This is a genomic window from uncultured Xanthomarina sp. (assembly GCF_963971605.1).
Lineage (GTDB): Bacteria > Bacteroidota > Bacteroidia > Flavobacteriales > Flavobacteriaceae > Xanthomarina > Xanthomarina gelatinilytica.
Genome location: NZ_CAXATZ010000030.1, coordinates 1 through 16,703 on the forward strand (window position 1 = coordinate 1; position 16,703 = coordinate 16,703).

Below are 16,703 nucleotides of genomic sequence, written 5' to 3' on the forward strand. Positions count from 1 at the left end.
ATAAGGTGCAAACTATGTGGAGGTCCAGAGGTAATAACTGTTTGTATGTGATAATCGTCTATATATGTATCCAAATATTGAACCGAAGGTCTTACCCATTTTTTTCTGGCATCTGGAATAAAAAAGTTCCCTCTTATAAAAAGCATGAGCTTCTCTATAGGTGATTGTCTTTTTTCTTTGGGAATAATCCCTTTGCTGATGGTTTTAGTTTTGCTTTTGGACAAAAACCCTGCAAATTTATATGGCTCCTTTATAGGCTGCTTTAAAACAGTAATCCCTTCTGAAACTTCAGATAAAAGTGTTTCATCAATTATTGGATAACTAGGGTTTGATGGCACATACACAATGGGTTCAATGCCAAACTCAGGCAAGTATTTAACAAACTTTAGCCAACGTTGTACGCCAGGACCACCAGCAGGTGGCCAATAGTAAGCGATGATAAGAACCTTGGTTTTAGTCATGTTTATTGAAAAGCCAACTAAGGATTAAAAATCAATCTGTGTTTTTAAAATTATAAAATAAGCCACCTATAAGCAACAGAACAAAAATTATGGAACTAGCCAAAGCAATTCGGCTACCGGTTTTTACAACTTCTGGTTCAAATTTGAATTCTATTACGTGTTCTCCTGCCGGAACGTTCATCCCTCTCAACACATAATTTACACGCGAATATGGTGTTAATTGACCATCTACATAGGCATTCCAACCTTCTTTATAATATATTTCTGAAAATACAGCAAAGCCATCTACGGCACTTTTGGATTTGTATTTAATATAATTGGGCTCATATACTTCCACAGTAATGGTTGCTGTGGTATCAATCATGATGTCGTCTTTCAAAAAAGAGGCATAACCATTTTCGGCCATCATCACCGCTTCTTTTTTAGTATCCAAGCTGTCCAGGGCCAAAATTTCTTCGTTTGCTGAATTTACCAGTTTAATGTTTTCCACAAACCAAGCATTGCCATTGGCATCCGGATTGGTATAGGGAAATGGATTTCCTTCTTCATCTTCAGCAATAATATATTTGGTGTTCAACATGTTTAACACATTGATATTGTTTTTGGAAATATAAAAATCGTACAATTCATTATAACGTTTTAATTTGGCTGCATGATAACCCGTTAAAGAGTTGTAAAAATAGGAAGCTTTGGCTGGAGCTCTGGAAACCAAATCGTAAACCCTAAAATGTTCTGGGTCTTGCATAATGGCTTTATCAACTTCTGTAGCTTGATAAGGCTTATTCATTTTAATGGATGGCACAAAATCATCGTTGTTTACATAGCGTCTGTCCACGCCTACCAAATCAATTACTATCAACACAGCAAAAGCCATGATTACTTTTGTTTCTGAAAGTTTCTTTTTCAAAAACAAATAAATGGTTCCAGCAGAAAGCAATACCAAAACAAGGGTTCTTAAGGTGTCTTCCGTAAAAAAGGTTTTCCTGTCTGCAATTAGTGCATCCATGAATTGTTGACCGAAATTCTGACGATAATAACCATCATTTCCTCCTACAAAATTGAAAAGGGAGGATTTAAACAACAGGAATACCACAGCCAACCCAGCCGTTATAATTACTGTAAACTTTAAAGCTTTTAACTTTTCTTCGTCTTTATTAAAATTATTGAATAACCTTACTAGTCCAAAGATGGCCAAAACTGGAATACACAACTCCAAAATAACTTGAATGGAACTTACTGCTCTAAATTTATTGTAAAGTGGCACATAATCTATAAAAAAGTCTGTTATAAATTTAAAAGGCTGACTGTCTCCATAAGACAATATCAAGGACATCAAACTGCCACCAACCAGCCACCATTTTAAACGGCCTTTTACCAAAAAAAGGGCAAAAACAAAGAGGAAAATCACCACAGCTCCAATATAAGCTGGAGCTTCCACTATGGTTTGATCTCCCCAATATGTTGGTGTTTGTTTGGCATATTCCCTGGCTTCCAAAGGAGGCACTCCTTGTTTTAAAAAGAATTGATAGGACTCAGAATCTTTACCCACATCTTCATGGCTCCCTCCACCCATAAACCTTGGAATAAAAAGGTTAAAAGTTTCCAAAATACCATAACTATATTCTGTAATATAATCTCTATCCAATCCAGAAGTCACTTCTTTTGGGGAACCATCTGGATTAATGGTTAACTCACTCTGACCTCTAGTACTTTCCTTGGCATATTCCTGTGTTGCCAAAAACCCTGTAGCATTCAAACCAACAGCTAAAACCACTGCAAACACCAAAATTCCAACAGATTTAAAAAAGTGAGGTAATTCCTGTTTTTTATAAGCATCTATAATATAGGCTATCCCTAACACAAGCACCAACAACATTAAATAATAGGTCATTTGTGGATGATTGGCTACCAGTTCCAGTGCCAAAGCCAGTGTAGTAAGCAAAAAGCCAATGATATAATGTTTCCTAAAAGTCAATAAAATACCACTTAATACCAACGGCATATAAGCAATGGCATGCGCTTTACTGTTATGGCCAACACCAAGAATAATAATAAGGTAGGTGGAAAACCCAAAAGCTAGTGCGCCAAGTGCAGCTAGTTTTAAATCTACTTTTAAAACCAATAATAAAATATAAAAACCAATAAAATAAAGAAAAAGATAATCGGCTGGTCTTGGCAAAAACCTCAAGGCGAGGTCAAGTTTTTTAATATAATTATTGGGATATTGGGCACCTAATTGGTAAGTTGGCATGCCACCAAAAGCACTGTTGGTCCAATACGTTTCTTCACCAGTTGCTTGTTTAAAGTCTTTTTGCTGTTTGGACATACCAATATAATGGACAATGTCGCTTTGAAAAATAGATTTTCCTTGAAGTACAGGACTGAAATAAACTAAAGAAATAATTACAAACCCTAATAAAATAAGGATGTGAGGAAAACATTTTTTAATTGAAATAGGCATGAAATATGGTTAAACTATGAAAGCGAAAATTAATCAATTTCTTCGTAATCTACATATTCTCCTACGTTTTTATTTGAAGTTGTGCGTTGAGGTGCTTTATCTATAGTCACTTCCCCTTCTTTAGGTCGCTCTTTTTTAGGTTGCTGGTATTGCCCAAACTGACCACCAAAACGCTCTTCAGCTTTTTTGGTAACATATTTAATCAACAAAGGCGCAAACAGTCTAGAAAGTATTTTTATGCCATAATAAATTAATAGAATAATTAAAATAACCCTTAAAACGCCTGTTATAGATGCATACTGTAGCATAAATATAATTTTACACAAAAATACAAATCTCACATTTTAAAAACCGAAATAAATACTTAAAAAAAATATAAAATCTATATATTTGATTCAAACTAAACCAAACCCAAGCTGTGTGGCTTGCAAATTCCATAACAAACTAACCAACAGTGCGTTATGGATATATGATTCCAAATCAACAAAATCTATAAGATATGACATCTTTAAAAACTTATGTATTTTTAATGGTTTTTACCTTCACTTTAAATGGATATTCGCAATATACCGAAGTGATTAACTCAAACAGACCTGGTGTTTCACAAAGTGCTTTTTCGGTTGGTACAAACGTTGTTCAATTTGAGGCTGGACCATATATGCTAAACGAAAAACACCAATTATTGGATAGAGAGGACAAAAGTTTTGGAGCAGATTTTGCTGTAAGATACGGATTGTTGTGGCCACAATTGGAATTGAACCTGGAAGGCACGTTTCAATCAACCAAAAGAAGTTATACCAATACAGTTCCCAACGAAGACAGTTTCAGTAATTTTAAAAATCTGACTTTGGGTGCCAAATATTTAGTGTACGACCCTTTTAAAAATTCTGAAGAAGAAAAACCAAACTTATACAGCTGGAAAGCCAACCATAGCTTTAAATGGAAATATTTAATTCCCGCTGTTGCTGTTTATGTAGGAGCCAATTATGACACAGCCGATAACCCATTTACTGCTTCAGGAGTTGAAGGGTTTAGCCCTAAAATCATGGTTTCAACCCAAAACAATTTTTCTGGTGGTTGGGTATTTGTCATGAATTTTATTAAAGATCGTATTGGCACAGACCAATCAGATTTTTCATTTATACTTACCTTAACCAAATCTGTAACCGACCAATTAGCTGTTTTTGCAGAATCTGAAAACATAAGCAGTGATTTTTATGCAGATAACTTAATTCGTTTTGGTGGTGCCTATTTATGGACCAGAAATTTACAGGTTGATGCAGCTGCCACCTTTAACACCAAAGACACACCATCTGTATTTGGAGTCGCCTTGGGAGCTTCCTATCGTTTGGATTTTCATAAAGACAAAGAAGAAGATGATGGCACTTCTGCTGAAGATGAACTTGAAAGAAGGGAAAACAAAGCTCGTGGCGAGAAAAAAAACAAACGTAAAAAAGAAGAAATAGATTTTGATTCAGATAATTAATTTGATGTTTTAACACCTATGATTACACTAAAAGAAGTAAAAAACAAAAAGGAGTTAAAAGCATTTGTAACCTTTCCTTTTCAATTATACAAAAACTCCAAATACTGGGTTCCTCCTATTATTTCAGATGAAGTGGCAACGCTAAGTGCGGATAAAAATCCAGCTTTCTTGCATGCTGATGCTCATTTTTTCCTTGCCTATAAAGACAACAACGTAGTTGGCCGTGTGGCTGCCATTGTAAATTGGACTGAAATCAATGAACAAAATGTAAAAAAAATGCGTTTTGGTTGGTTTGATACCATAGATAATTTGGAGGTCTCCAAAACATTATTGGATAAAGTGGCAGAAATTGGAAAATCCCATCAATTGGAATTTGTTGAAGGTCCCGTTGGTTTTTCAAATTTGGACAAAAATGGAGCTTTAACCTATGGGTTTGATCATATAGGAACCATGGCAACCTGGTACAATCATCCTTATTATATCACACATTTTGAACAGCTAGGCTATTTACCTGAAAAAGAATATATAGAAAGTAAATTTCTTTTTAAAAACATTCCCGTGGAACGCTTTACAAGGGTAAACGAGATTATTACCAAACGTTTTAAACTTAGACCAAGCAAATTTACCAAAACAAAAGAGATTGTTCCACATATAGACAGCATGTTCGATTTGTTCAATAAATCCTATTCCAAACTCTCTACTTTTGTTCCTGTTTCTGATGCACAAAGGGATTATTTCAAACAGAAATTTATCAATTTTATCAATCCGGAATACATTAAATTTGTTTTTGATGAAAACGACAATATGGTCGCATTTTCCATAGTGTTGCCATCCTTTTCAGAAGCCTTGCAGGAAGTAAATGGCAAACTGTTTCCTTTTGGTTTTTTAAAATTGTTAAAAGCCAAAAAGAACAGCAAAACCGTATTGTTTTACCTAATTGGTGTTGAGCCACATTACCAAAACAAAGGTGTTACTGCCATAATTTTTAAAGAATTTTATGAGACTTTAAAAAAGAATCGCATAGAGACTTGTATCCGGTTGCCAGAGTTAGCCAATAATTTGGCATCGCAACAAATATGGAAGGATTTTGATTGTGAAATTATAAAGAGACGAAAAACCTTTAAAAAAGAGTTGTAGTCTTGAAATCGATTTTTTAAATTTTATTATGAAAAACCTAAAACTCATCTGTTTACTTATCTTATTAGGTGTTTATGCATCATGTAGTAACGATGATGATGACAATGACATTTTAATTGGAACATATACAGAAACTTCACCTGTTAATGGTCGTACTCAATTAAGATTTGAATTAGGCAAGATCGTTATTAAATCTGAACCTGGACATGTAAGTCAGACTAAGTTTTTTTATGAATTGAAAGACAATACCATAAAACTTACGCCAATAAGTAATAGTATGTATTCTAGTGAACTTGAATTTTATATTATTGATGAATCAAAATTTGAAATTCAAAATCTTCATGCCCATATTCCAGAAGCACCAACATCCTATATGACATTTGAAAAGTAACATATGTGCTTATAGTATTATGAAAACATATTCAATAAAAAAATCCGATAGCAAAAACACTATCGGATTTTATATATAAACGGTTAGATATTCTATTTGTCCATGGCAGCAGCTACAGAAGCAGACAGCCTTTTATAGGTACCATTTTCCAAACGTTCCCTAATGCCATCAAAAGCATCCAAGGTTTCGTTTACGTCTTCCAAGGTATGAGTTGCAGTAGGAATTAAACGCAGTAAAATCAATCCTTTTGGTATTACAGGATATACTACAATAGAACAGAAAATACCATAATTTTCTCTTAAATCCCTTACCAAAGCCATAGCTTCAGGAATGCTTCCTTTTAAGTAAACAGGTGTTACGCAACTTTGTGTGGTCCCAATATCAAAACCTCTTTTCTTTAAACCAGATTGAAGTGCATTGGTGTTTTCCCAAAGTTTATTTTTAAGTTCTGGCATGGTTTTAAGCATTTCCAAACGCTTTAAAGCTCCTACTACCAATTGCATTTGCAAGGATTTTGCAAACATTTGCGAACGCAAGTTATATTTTAAAAAGTCAATAATTTCTTTATCGGCAGCAATAAAAGCTCCTGTACTTGCCAAGGATTTTGCAAAAGTGGCAAAGTATACATCAATACCATCTTGAACGCCTTGTTCCTCACCTGCTCCAGCGCCTGTTTTACCTAGGGTTCCAAAACCATGGGCATCGTCCACTAAAAACCTGAAGTTGAATTTCTTTTTAAGTTCAACTATTTCTTTTAAGCGTCCTTGCTCACCACGCATCCCAAACACACCTTCGGAAATCACTAAAATCCCACCACCAGTTTGTTCAGCCATTTTAGTGGCTCTTTCAAGGTTTTTTTCTAAACTTTCAATATCGTTGTGCTTATAGGTAAAGCGTTTTCCCATATGCAAACGCACACCATCTATAATGCAGGCATGAGCATCTACATCGTAAACAATTATATCGTCTTTTGCAACCAAGGCATCAATAGTGGAAACCATTCCTTGGTAACCAAAATTTAATAAATAGGCTGCTTCCTTGTTTACAAAAGCTGCCAATTCATTTTGTAATTTTTCATGTAAATCTGTATGTCCAGACATCATTCTAGCTCCCATTGGATAGGCAGAACCATAAGCTACAGCAGCTTCTGCATCTGTTTTTCGAACTTCAGGATGATTTGCTAAACCTAAGTAATCATTGATGCTCCAAGTAATGACATCTTTTCCTTGAAACTTCATTCTGTTTGAGATTTGACCTTCCAGTTTAGGAAACACAAAGTAGCCTTCTGCTTGTGATGCCCATTTTCCAAGTGGTCCTTTATCTCTATAAATTTTATCGAATAAGTCTTTCATATAAGCTATTAATCATGATTTAATGGCGCAAAATTAGATATTTAAATGCTTAATACATAATCTTTTTTCACACTATTATTAACAAAAACATGTTACTTAATTCAGTAACATGCTTTAAATGGTAGTTATTTAATATATTGTATACTTTGAGCTGTTTCTTCCTGCTCATGTTGACTATCAAAAAAGCCTTGTTCATTCATCCAGGAATCGCTGTATATTTTACTCATATAACGTGAGCCATGGTCAGGAAATACAACCACAACATTGGAGTTCTCATTAAATGTGCCTTCTTCGTTTAGCTGTTTTAGAGCTTGCATGGCTGCTCCTGAAGTATAACCTACAAACAAACCTTCGGTTTTGGCTATCTCTCTGGCTGTATGGGCACTTTCTTCGTCTGTAACTTTTATGAATTGATCTATAACATCAAAATCTGTAGCAGTAGGAATTAGATTTTTTCCCAGACCTTCAATTCTGTAAGGATAAATCTCTTTTTCATCAAACTCATGGGTTTCATGATATTTTTTTATGACAGATCCATAAGCATCCACACCAATAACCTGAACATCTTTATTTTGTTCTTTTAAGTATTTTGCAATGCCGGAAATTGTTCCTCCTGTTCCACTACAAGCTACCAAATGGGTGATTTTACCTTCAGTTTGGTTCCAAATCTCTGGTCCTGTAGTATGGTAATGGGCATCTATATTCAATTCATTGAAATATTGATTGATGTAAACAGAACCTTCTGTTTCCCTATGTAAGCGTTTGGCAACCTCGTAATACGATCTTGGATCGTCTGCAGGGACATGAGCTGGGCACACATATACTTGGGCTCCCATGGTTTTAAGCATGTCTATCTTATCTGCCGAAGATTTAGAACTTACGGCAAGAATACATTTATATCCTTTAATGACGCTAACCATAGCGATACTGAAACCAGTGTTTCCGGAAGTTGTTTCAATAATGGTGTCTCCAGGTTTTAAAATCCCTTTTCTTTCTGCTTCTTCAATGATATAAAGAGCTATCCTGTCTTTTGAAGAGTGTCCTGGATTGAAAGATTCTATTTTAGCAAAATAGTTTCCTTTTAAAGAAGAGGTGATTTTATTTAGTTTAATTAGAGGCGTGTTGCCTACCAATTCTAAAACATTATTAAAAACTTGTTTATTTTTTTTCATACATGTTATTTTTTGGCAACTAAATATTAAAGCAACCTAAAACCTTGCAAAAATACATATTTTTTTTAACTAACAAGTAATTCCTTCCAAATCCAATATAAAAGCGTATTCCAAAGCGACCTCCTTTAAGCTTTCAAATCGTCCAGATGCGCCTCCATGACCCGTATCCATATCTGTATACAGCAATAACCTGTTAGAGTCCGTTTTCAGGTCACGTAATTTTGCAACCCATTTGGCAGGCTCCCAATATTGCACTTGGGAATCGTGAAGTCCCGTAGTTACCAATAAATGAGGATAATCCTGCGCTTTAACATTATCATAAGGGGAATAAGATTTCATATACTCGTAATAAGCTTTATCGTTTGGATTTCCCCATTCATCATATTCTCCAGTAGTTAAAGGAATGGTATCGTCCAACATGGTTGTAACCACATCCACAAAAGGCACTACAGCCAACACACCATTATAGAGTTCAGGATTCAAATTGATAATAACTCCCATTAAAAGACCTCCAGCCGAACCACCATAAGCATATAAATGTTTTTCTGAAGTATAATTGTTTGCAATTAGATACTTTGAACAATCTATATAATCGTAATAGGTGTTCATTTTGGACAATAATTTTCCGTTTTCATACCAATCGCGACCCAGATATTCCCCTCCTCTAACATGTGCTATGGCATAGATAAAACCTCTATCCAACAAACTTAGCCTAACGGTTGAAAAATATGGATCTATGGTTGACCCATAAGACCCATAAGCATATAACATGAGTGGATTGCCCGACTCTTGTTTTAAATCTTTTCTGTAAACCAAAGATACAGGTACCTTTACACCGTCTCTTGCAGTCACCCAAATTCTTTCTGAAGCGTAATTTTCTTTCTTAAAATTTTTATCCAAAACCTCTTGTTCTTTTTTCAGTTCCTTGGTTTTGGTTTTAAAATGATAATCTATAACCGAACTTGGTGTTGTTAGGGAATTATAGGTATATCTTAAAAATTCACTATCAAAATCTGGGTTGTTGCCCGTGTAAGCTGTATAGGTTTCGCTTTCAAAAGGTAAATAGTAATCTTCTTTTCCATCCCAACTCATGATTCGAAGTTTATTTAAACCTTGTTCCCGTTCACTTACAACCAAATAGTCTTTAAAAATTTCTATATCCTCCAAAAGTACGTCTTTCCTATGTGGCAGTAAGTCTTGCCAATTACTACTTTCTGTATGAGTCTCGGTTGTTTTTTTAAGTTCAAAATTTACTGCACCATCCTTGTTTGTAAGCACATAAAAATGGTTTTCGTAATGTGCAATGGAGTACTCTACACCTCTTTCCCTTTTGCTAAATATTTTAAAGGCTTCGTTTGGTGTATCGGCATTTAAAATCCGGTACTCGGAGGTTAAGGTGCTTGAAGACCCAATCACTATATATTTTCTGGATTTGGTTTTATATACAAAGGTGTTAAAAGTCTCGTCTTCCTCATGATATACTTCCACATCTTCAGTTACTTTAGTATGCAATTTGTGTTTACAAATACTGTTGGAACGAAGCGTTACCTTATCTTTACGGGAATAAAAAAGGGTTTGGTTGTCGTTGGCCCAAGTTACACTTCCTGTGGTATTTTTAATTTTTTCAGGATAGATTTCACCAGTAATTAGGTTTTTAACCTGAATAATGTATTGCCTCCTACTAACTGTGTCTGTTGAAAAAGCTGCCAAGCTGTTATCTGGACTAATGGAGATACTGCCCAATTTAAAATAAGCATGGTTTTTGGCCATTTCATTGCAGTCAAACAACAATTCTTCAGGAGCCTCCAAGGTTTCCTTTTTTCTGGAATAAATAGGGTAATCCTTCCCTTTTTCGAATCTAGTTATATACCAATATCCATTAAACTTATAAGGAACGGACTGGTCGTCTTCTTTGATTCTGGCTTTCATTTCTTCAAACAACTTTTCCTGAAACGCTTCTGTGTGTTTCATCATCTGTTTGGTATACTTGTTTTCGGCGTGCAAATAATCCAATACTTCTTGGTTTTCCCTATCATTTAACCAATAGTAATTGTCTATTCTAACATCGTCATGCGCAACAAGGGTCTTAGGAATTTTTTTTGCCTTTGGAGGGAATATTTTGTTTTTCAAAAGTGAAAAATTTTTAACTGAATTATAAGTGCCAAAAATATGAAAATTAAATAGCTTTGTAATTAAATTAATAAAATATAAAATTATGTTTGGAGATCTCATGGGAATGATGGGAAAACTTAAGGAAACCCAAAAAAAAGTAGAAGAAACCAAAAAACGATTGGATACGGTTTTAATTGATGAAAGCAGTAGCGACAAAAAAATAACAGTCACTTTAACAGCCAACAGAACCATTAAATCCATTAAAGTGGATGAAAGTTTGTTGCAGGACAAGGAAGAGTTGGAAGACTACCTGATACTTACACTAAACAAAGCCATTGAAAGAGCTACGCAAGTAAACGAATCTGAAATAGCTGCAGTGGCAAAAGATGGCATGCCAAATATTCCGGGAATGGATATGTTTAAGTAAAAGGGCTTTTGGTTCAAACTCAAAGAATTTTTAACTAACAATTTGAGGGCAATAAAAGTCATACTTTTTTATAAAATCCTTATTTTTAAGAATTAATTTTAATTTTTAACGCTATGTTCGAATTATTTCAAAGTGAAAACAACCAAAAGTATTATTTTAACCTAAAAGCCAAAAACGGTCAAGTTATCCTGTCCAGTCAGGGTTATTCCGATAAATCTGGTGCAAAAAACGGTATAGAATCTGTTAAAACCAATTGTGGCGACGACGCGAAGTTTGAAAGAAAAACAGCTTCCAACGGAAAATTCCATTTCAATATAAAAGCTGGAAACGGACAAATTATAGGAAGCAGCCAAATGTACGCTTCAGAATCTGGAATGGAAAATGGCATAGAATCGGTTAAAACCAATGCGCCAAATGCTGGAATTGAAGATAAAACAGCTTAAAAAAAGATATTTTTTCACATGCAACAAAAAAGCATCAGAATTCTGATGCTTTTTTGTTATATCTTCACTTGTTTTAATACACTTAAAAACCTGTCATGCATAGCATCTGTATAATCCAAATGTGTTACAATTCGCAACTTTCCTTGTCCCATACCACTTAATCGAATATTATTGGCCTCAAGCAAACGCAAAAATTTAGTTTCGTCTGTTTTTTGCCGTAATTCAAAAATAATGATGTTGGTTTCAACGGGTTCTACTTTTTTAATAAAAGTCAAACCATTTAAAACCTCGCCTATTTCTTTGGCTTTGTTATGGTCATCAACCAACCTGTGGATATTATTGTCCAAAGCATACAAACCTGCAGCAGCCAAATAACCCACTTGTCTCATGCCTCCACCAAGGATTTTTCTTATTCTAATGGCATGTTGCATAAGGGCTTCATCTCCAATTAACACAGAGCCTATGGGACATCCCAATCCTTTACTTAAGCATACAGAAATGGTATCGAACAATTTCCCGTAATCTGTAGCTGTTTCTGGTTTGGAAACCAAGGCATTCCATATTCTTGCACCATCTAAATGATACCCTAAATTATTTGTATCGCAAACCGATTTTATCTTTTTCAACTCCTCAAAATCCCAACAAGAACCTCCTCCTCTGTTGGCCGTATTTTCAACTTCTACCAATGCTGTTAAGGGACTGTGGTAAAAGTCTGGTGGATTTATGGCTTCAACAACCTGTTCTGCCGTAAACATGCCCCTATGTCCTTGAAGAAGCTTGCAGGAAACACCACTGTTAAAAGATGCGCCTCCACCTTCATAATTATAAATATGAGCGTCTTTATCACAAATAACTTGATCTCCAGGATTGGTATGCAGTTTTATGGCTGTTTGGTTTGCCATGGTTCCAGTAGGAAAAAACAAGGCCTTGGGCTTACCAAACATTTTGGCAAGGCGCTCTTCAAGCGCATTTACCGTTGGGTCTTCTTTATACACATCGTCACCAACCTTGGCTTGCATCATAGCTTCCAACATGTCTTTTGTTGGCTTGGTAACCGTATCACTTCTTAAATCTATAGTCATAAAAAAAATTAAAGTATAAAACTATAAAATTAAATCAAGTTATATTTTATCTGCCAGTTTTTAATTTTATTTTTGTGGAAACAAAATAAAACTATGATTACTTCCGATCAAATTAAAGATCTAAACAAACGTCTAAGTGCGCTTAGACAATATCTTTGACATAGATGCCAAACTTATAGAAATCCAGAACGAAGAAGAACAAACATTTTCCCCAACGTTTTGGAACGATTCCACAGCTGCTGAAATTGTGATGAAATCCCTTAGAACCAAAAAAAAATGGGTTGAAGATTTCAATAAAGCCAAATCCCAAGTTGAAGAACTTGAAATCATTTACGAATTTTTTAAAGAAGGCGAATCCACACAGGAAGATTTAGACACCTGCTTTGAAAAAGCTGTTGAATTGATTGAGGATTTGGAGTTTAAAAACATGCTTTCAGAAGAAGGAGACAGTTTAAGTGCTGTCTTGCAAATTACGGCTGGAGCTGGCGGAACCGAAAGCTGCGACTGGGCAAGTATGCTTATGCGCATGTATTTAATGTATGCCGAAAAAAGTGGTTTTAAAGTTAAAGAGCTCAACTATCAAGAAGGAGATGTTGCTGGCATTAAAACGGTTACCTTGGAAATAGAAGGCGACTATGCCTTTGGTTGGCTTAAAGGAGAAAATGGCGTTCATAGATTGGTGCGCATTTCCCCTTTTGATAGCAATGCCAAAAGACATACCAGTTTTGCTTCAGTGTATGTATATCCTTTGGTGGACGATACCATTGAAATTGAGATCAATCCGGCAGATATTGAAATTACCACAGCACGTTCCAGTGGAGCTGGTGGACAAAACGTGAATAAAGTGGAAACCAAAGTACAGTTAACCCACAAACCTACTGGCATACAAATTTCCTGTTCTGAAACCCGTTCGCAACACGATAACAGAGCACGTGCCTTACAAATGTTGAAATCTCAACTATATGAAATTGAGCTCAGCAAACAAATGGCACAACGTGAAGACATTGAATCTGAAAAAATGAAAATTGAATGGGGAAGCCAAATAAGAAACTATGTCATGCACCCTTATAAATTGGTCAAAGATGTACGTTCTGGACACGAAACTGGTAATGTAGATGCTGTTATGGATGGACATATAGAGCCTTTTTTAAAAGCCTACTTGATGATGATGGGACAAAAAACCGAAGAAAAAACCTTATAACTATGATTAAAATTTATCACAATCCCAGATGCAGCAAATCCAGAAATGGATTGGAAATTATTAAAGAATCTGGTAAAAACTTTGAGATTATTGCTTATTTGGAAAACACTCCAACAAAAGAAGAACTAAAACAGCTTTTAAATCTTTTAAATATTCCAGCCGAAGATTTAATTAGAAAAAATGAAGCTGCTTGGAAAGAAAACTTTAAAGGCAAAAATTTAACCCAAGAGCAACTTATTGAAGCCATGGTTTCATTTCCAAAACTTATAGAAAGACCCATTGTAATAAATGGCTCCAAAGCTGTAATAGGTAGACCTCCTGAAAAAATTTTAGAAATTATTTAAAGTCATTAAAGCTTCAAACACCTTGGTTTTTGAAGCTTTTTTTATTTAACAAACTTTTAACCAAACACCACTAAACCAAATTCTATTTTTGCAGTCTTACATTGCAAAAACACAATCATGAACAAAATTTTATTTTCCTTTCTTTTTACATTTTTATCATTTGCGACCATGCAAGCCCAAAAAGATGTTACCATTACAGGTAAAGTCATAGACAAAACTACAGGTCAACCCTTGGAATATGCAACAGTTGCTTTTTTTAGCAAAGCTGAAAACAGAATTGTTACTGGAGGCATTACCAATGAAGCTGGAAATTTCAGCATTCCTGTACCAAGTGGCACTTATGATATCTCCATTGAATTTATTTCATTTAAAAAACAAACCATTCCAGACCAAAAGCTTTCAACCGATAAAAACTTAGGGACTTTAAGTTTGGAGGCAGATACCGAAGCCTTGGATGAAATTGAAATCATTGCAGAAAAAACAACTGTTGAAATAAAACTTGATAAGAAAATATATAATGTTGGAAAGGATTTAACAGTTCGTGGTGGAACCGTTAGTGATGTTTTAGACAACGTGCCTTCTGTTTCAGTAGATGTGGAAGGTAATGTGGCCTTAAGAGGTAATGAAAACGTAAGGATTTTAATAAATGGAAAACCTTCTGGTTTGGTTGGCATCAATTCCACAGACGCTTTACGTCAGTTACCTGCAGAGTCCATAGAACGTGTTGAAGTTATTACCTCTCCTTCTGCCAGATATGATGCCGAAGGAACGGCTGGAATTTTAAATATTATTTTACGTCGAAGCAAACTGCAAGGTTTAAATGGTGCTATAACCACCAATGTAGGTTGGCCAAAATCTGCTGGAATTTCAGGAAATATCAATTACAGAACGGGAGATTTAAACATATTTAACACTACCAGTTACGATTACAGGGAAGTACCAGGAAACTCTTCATCTTACACTCAATTTTTCAATAAAGAATTTGATGATAATGGCAATTTAATAGTAGATAATTTAGATACTTATTCAGATGAAACAAATGATTACGACCGTGTTAGAAAAGGTTTGAGCACCAACTTTGGTGTGGAATGGTATATTACGGATTCGGCCTCATTAACTGGTGCCGTTTCTTACAGAAATGGTGACAATGAAAGCAACACCACCAATACATTAATTTACTTGGATGAAAATCAACAGTTTGAATCTCAAAGCAATCGTTTCGATCCAGAAGAGGAAACAGACAACGTTCTTCAGTATTCCGTAAACTTTACTAAGAATTTTGACGATGGTGGCCATAAATTAACCATGGATTTTCAATATGAAGATAATTCGGAAGATGAATTTTCTAAAGTATTACAAGAAGGAATAAATACAGAAAAAGTTGCTACACTTGAAGACCAAAGCCGCATTTTACTTCAAGCTGACTATGTTTTACCTATTGGAGAAAAAAGCCAGTTTGAGTTAGGATATCGTGGTAATTTTAACGACCAAGATACAGATTATACTGTAGAGTTTTTAAATGAAACCACCAATGAGTTTGAGTTAAGCACAGGACTTTCCAACTTTTTAAACTATCGTGAATATGTAAATTCAGCGTATTCACAATTTGGTAGTAAAGTAGGAAGTAAATTTTCTTATTTATTGGGACTTCGTTTGGAAAGCACACGTATTACTGTAGATCAACCTACAAGTGGGGATTACAGTAAAAACGACTATACTGGTTTATTCCCTACAGTAAACTTAAGCTATGAGTTAAGTGAAAATGAAAATGTAACTTTAGGTTATAGCAGACGTATTCAAAGACCAAGATCTTGGTTTATCAATCCATTCCCTTCTAGATCCAGTGTAACCAGTATTTTTAGAGGAAATCCAGAGCTGGCTCCAAGTTATTCAGGATTATTTGATTTGGGTTATTATAAAAAATTTGGTAAAGTCTCTTTAAATACTTCGGCTTATTACCAACATACAACAGATGCCTTTAGTTTTATAAGTTTTGATACTGGGGAAACAGTGGATGTAAATGGCCAAACATTTTCTGTAATTGAGCGTACACCAATTAACTTGGCCGAAGAAGACAGATACGGATTTGAATTTACGCTTACCTATAACCCTATACGTAAATGGAATATCAATGCCAACTTCAATATATTTAGACAATCCATCACAGGTACAGACCCAAACGGCTTGTCTCTTGACAACGATAATACCAGCTGGTTTGCCAGATTAAATAATAAATATACCCTTCCAGGAAAAATAGAATGGCAAACAAGTTTAAACTATAGAGGACCATCAGAAGATGCCCAAAACAAAAGAGAAGGTGTATTTTCTGCAAACATGGCTTTTAGTAGAGATATTTTCAACGAGAATGCTTCTATAGCACTTAACGTAAGCGATTTATTGAATAGTAGAAAACGTACTATGGACACTACAACTCCTACATATACGGGAACTTCAGAGTTTCAATGGAGAGAACGTAGTATCAATCTATCCTTTACCTACAGATTCAATCAACAAAAGAAACGTCAACAACGTAATGGTTATGGTGGAGACGATATGGATTTTGAAGGTTAAGATCTTCAAAATGCAACCCATAAAAAAAGGAAGCCAATTGGCTTCCTTTTTATTTATATGTTA

General features: G+C 35.0%; 14 protein-coding genes and 1 pseudogene. 8 read left to right on the forward strand and 7 right to left on the reverse strand.

Translation table 11 applies throughout. From position 1 onward, the window contains the following. The 3 genes and pseudogenes from AACY93_RS10550 to AACY93_RS10560 form a co-directional block, all read right to left on the reverse strand. Nucleotides 1-461, reverse strand: a pseudogene (locus AACY93_RS10550) (glycosyl transferase family 1); the annotation flags it as partial. Nucleotides 462-492: 31 nt separating this feature from the next. Beyond that, the gene (locus tag AACY93_RS10555) at nucleotides 493-2,922 is read right to left on the reverse strand and encodes a YfhO family protein (protein WP_286854308.1); all 2,430 of its coding nucleotides are present in this window, start codon (nucleotides 2,920-2,922) and stop codon (nucleotides 493-495) included. A gap of 29 nt (nucleotides 2,923-2,951) precedes the next feature. Then, entirely contained in the window at nucleotides 2,952-3,230 is a 279-nt protein-coding gene (locus AACY93_RS10560) for a DUF4834 family protein (RefSeq protein ID WP_007651162.1), read from the reverse strand. 191 nt (nucleotides 3,231-3,421) lie between these two features. On the opposite strand from AACY93_RS10560, the gene AACY93_RS10565 reads away from it, so the two are divergent. From AACY93_RS10565 to AACY93_RS10575, 3 genes are read left to right on the forward strand one after another with little or no spacing between them, the layout of a single operon-like run. Then, nucleotides 3,422-4,408, forward strand: a complete 987-nt coding sequence (locus AACY93_RS10565; protein ID WP_286854307.1) for a transporter — start codon at nucleotides 3,422-3,424, stop codon at nucleotides 4,406-4,408. A gap of 18 nt (nucleotides 4,409-4,426) precedes the next feature. After that, nucleotides 4,427-5,545, forward strand: coding sequence for a GTP cyclohydrolase (locus AACY93_RS10570; protein WP_286854304.1), 1,119 nt, complete (start codon nucleotides 4,427-4,429; stop codon nucleotides 5,543-5,545). Between the two features lie 28 nt (nucleotides 5,546-5,573). After that, nucleotides 5,574-5,936: a hypothetical protein gene (locus AACY93_RS10575; RefSeq protein WP_286854303.1), complete on the forward strand. Its 363-nt coding sequence runs from the start codon at nucleotides 5,574-5,576 to the stop codon at nucleotides 5,934-5,936. A gap of 92 nt (nucleotides 5,937-6,028) precedes the next feature. Here AACY93_RS10575 and AACY93_RS10580 read toward each other — a convergent pair whose 3' ends face one another. From AACY93_RS10580 to AACY93_RS10590, 3 genes are all read right to left on the reverse strand, one after another. After that, nucleotides 6,029-7,288, reverse strand: a complete 1,260-nt coding sequence (locus tag AACY93_RS10580; RefSeq protein ID WP_007651169.1) for an aminotransferase class I/II-fold pyridoxal phosphate-dependent enzyme — start codon at nucleotides 7,286-7,288, stop codon at nucleotides 6,029-6,031. Between the two features lie 125 nt (nucleotides 7,289-7,413). Beyond that, the gene (locus tag AACY93_RS10585; RefSeq protein ID WP_286854302.1) at nucleotides 7,414-8,460 is read right to left on the reverse strand and encodes a cysteine synthase family protein; all 1,047 of its coding nucleotides are present in this window, start codon (nucleotides 8,458-8,460) and stop codon (nucleotides 7,414-7,416) included. Nucleotides 8,461-8,529: 69 nt separating this feature from the next. Further along, nucleotides 8,530-10,590 (reverse strand): oligopeptidase B, encoded by a 2,061-nt coding sequence (locus AACY93_RS10590; protein ID WP_007651172.1) that lies wholly within the window; start codon nucleotides 10,588-10,590, stop codon nucleotides 8,530-8,532. Between the two features lie 85 nt (nucleotides 10,591-10,675). Here AACY93_RS10590 and AACY93_RS10595 point away from each other — a divergent pair, with 85 nt between their 5' ends. Together AACY93_RS10595 and AACY93_RS10600 are read left to right on the forward strand one after the other, a co-directional pair. Continuing rightward, the gene (locus AACY93_RS10595; RefSeq protein WP_286854301.1) at nucleotides 10,676-10,999 is read left to right on the forward strand and encodes a YbaB/EbfC family nucleoid-associated protein; all 324 of its coding nucleotides are present in this window, start codon (nucleotides 10,676-10,678) and stop codon (nucleotides 10,997-10,999) included. 113 nt (nucleotides 11,000-11,112) lie between these two features. Further along, nucleotides 11,113-11,442: a YegP family protein gene (locus AACY93_RS10600; protein WP_007651174.1), complete on the forward strand. Its 330-nt coding sequence runs from the start codon at nucleotides 11,113-11,115 to the stop codon at nucleotides 11,440-11,442. 56 nt (nucleotides 11,443-11,498) lie between these two features. On the opposite strand, the gene AACY93_RS10605 is transcribed toward AACY93_RS10600, so the two are convergent. Further along, entirely contained in the window at nucleotides 11,499-12,524 is a 1,026-nt protein-coding gene (locus AACY93_RS10605; protein WP_286854299.1) for a GntG family PLP-dependent aldolase, read from the reverse strand. 93 nt (nucleotides 12,525-12,617) lie between these two features. On the opposite strand from AACY93_RS10605, the gene prfB reads away from it, so the two are divergent. The 3 genes from prfB (at nucleotide 12,618) to AACY93_RS10620 (ending at nucleotide 16,640) form a co-directional block, all read left to right on the forward strand. After that, a protein-coding gene (gene prfB / locus AACY93_RS10610) for a peptide chain release factor 2 (protein ID WP_286854297.1) occupies nucleotides 12,618-13,725 on the forward strand; the annotation gives its coding sequence in 2 pieces (ribosomal slippage) (nucleotides 12,618-12,680 and nucleotides 12,682-13,725; 1,107 coding nt in all). A gap of 2 nt (nucleotides 13,726-13,727) precedes the next feature. Continuing rightward, nucleotides 13,728-14,069, forward strand: coding sequence for an arsenate reductase (glutaredoxin) (gene arsC / locus AACY93_RS10615; protein WP_286854295.1), 342 nt, complete (start codon nucleotides 13,728-13,730; stop codon nucleotides 14,067-14,069). A 117-nt stretch (nucleotides 14,070-14,186) separates the two neighbouring features. Further along, nucleotides 14,187-16,640, forward strand: coding sequence for a TonB-dependent receptor (locus tag AACY93_RS10620; protein WP_286854293.1), 2,454 nt, complete (start codon nucleotides 14,187-14,189; stop codon nucleotides 16,638-16,640). The last annotated feature ends 63 nt before the right edge of the window (nucleotides 16,641-16,703 follow it).

Excerpts from the sequence above, each read along its gene's own strand:
- arsC (WP_286854295.1), top strand. The coding sequence starts at position 13,728 with ATGATTAAAATTTATCACAATCCCAGATGCAGCAAATCCAGAAATGGA.
- AACY93_RS10605 (WP_286854299.1), bottom strand. The coding sequence starts at position 12,524 with ATGACTATAGATTTAAGAAGTGATACGGTTACCAAGCCAACAAAAGAC.
- AACY93_RS10565 (WP_286854307.1), top strand. The coding sequence starts at position 3,422 with ATGACATCTTTAAAAACTTATGTATTTTTAATGGTTTTTACCTTCACT.
- AACY93_RS10580 (WP_007651169.1), bottom strand. The coding sequence starts at position 7,288 with ATGAAAGACTTATTCGATAAAATTTATAGAGATAAAGGACCACTTGGA.
- AACY93_RS10585 (WP_286854302.1), bottom strand. The coding sequence starts at position 8,460 with ATGAAAAAAAATAAACAAGTTTTTAATAATGTTTTAGAATTGGTAGGC.
- AACY93_RS10595 (WP_286854301.1), top strand. The coding sequence starts at position 10,676 with ATGTTTGGAGATCTCATGGGAATGATGGGAAAACTTAAGGAAACCCAA.
- AACY93_RS10620 (WP_286854293.1), top strand. The coding sequence starts at position 14,187 with ATGAACAAAATTTTATTTTCCTTTCTTTTTACATTTTTATCATTTGCG.
- AACY93_RS10560 (WP_007651162.1), bottom strand. The coding sequence starts at position 3,230 with ATGCTACAGTATGCATCTATAACAGGCGTTTTAAGGGTTATTTTAATT.
- AACY93_RS10570 (WP_286854304.1), top strand. The coding sequence starts at position 4,427 with ATGATTACACTAAAAGAAGTAAAAAACAAAAAGGAGTTAAAAGCATTT.
- AACY93_RS10575 (WP_286854303.1), top strand. The coding sequence starts at position 5,574 with ATGAAAAACCTAAAACTCATCTGTTTACTTATCTTATTAGGTGTTTAT.
- AACY93_RS10555 (WP_286854308.1), bottom strand. The coding sequence starts at position 2,922 with ATGCCTATTTCAATTAAAAAATGTTTTCCTCACATCCTTATTTTATTA.
- AACY93_RS10600 (WP_007651174.1), top strand. The coding sequence starts at position 11,113 with ATGTTCGAATTATTTCAAAGTGAAAACAACCAAAAGTATTATTTTAAC.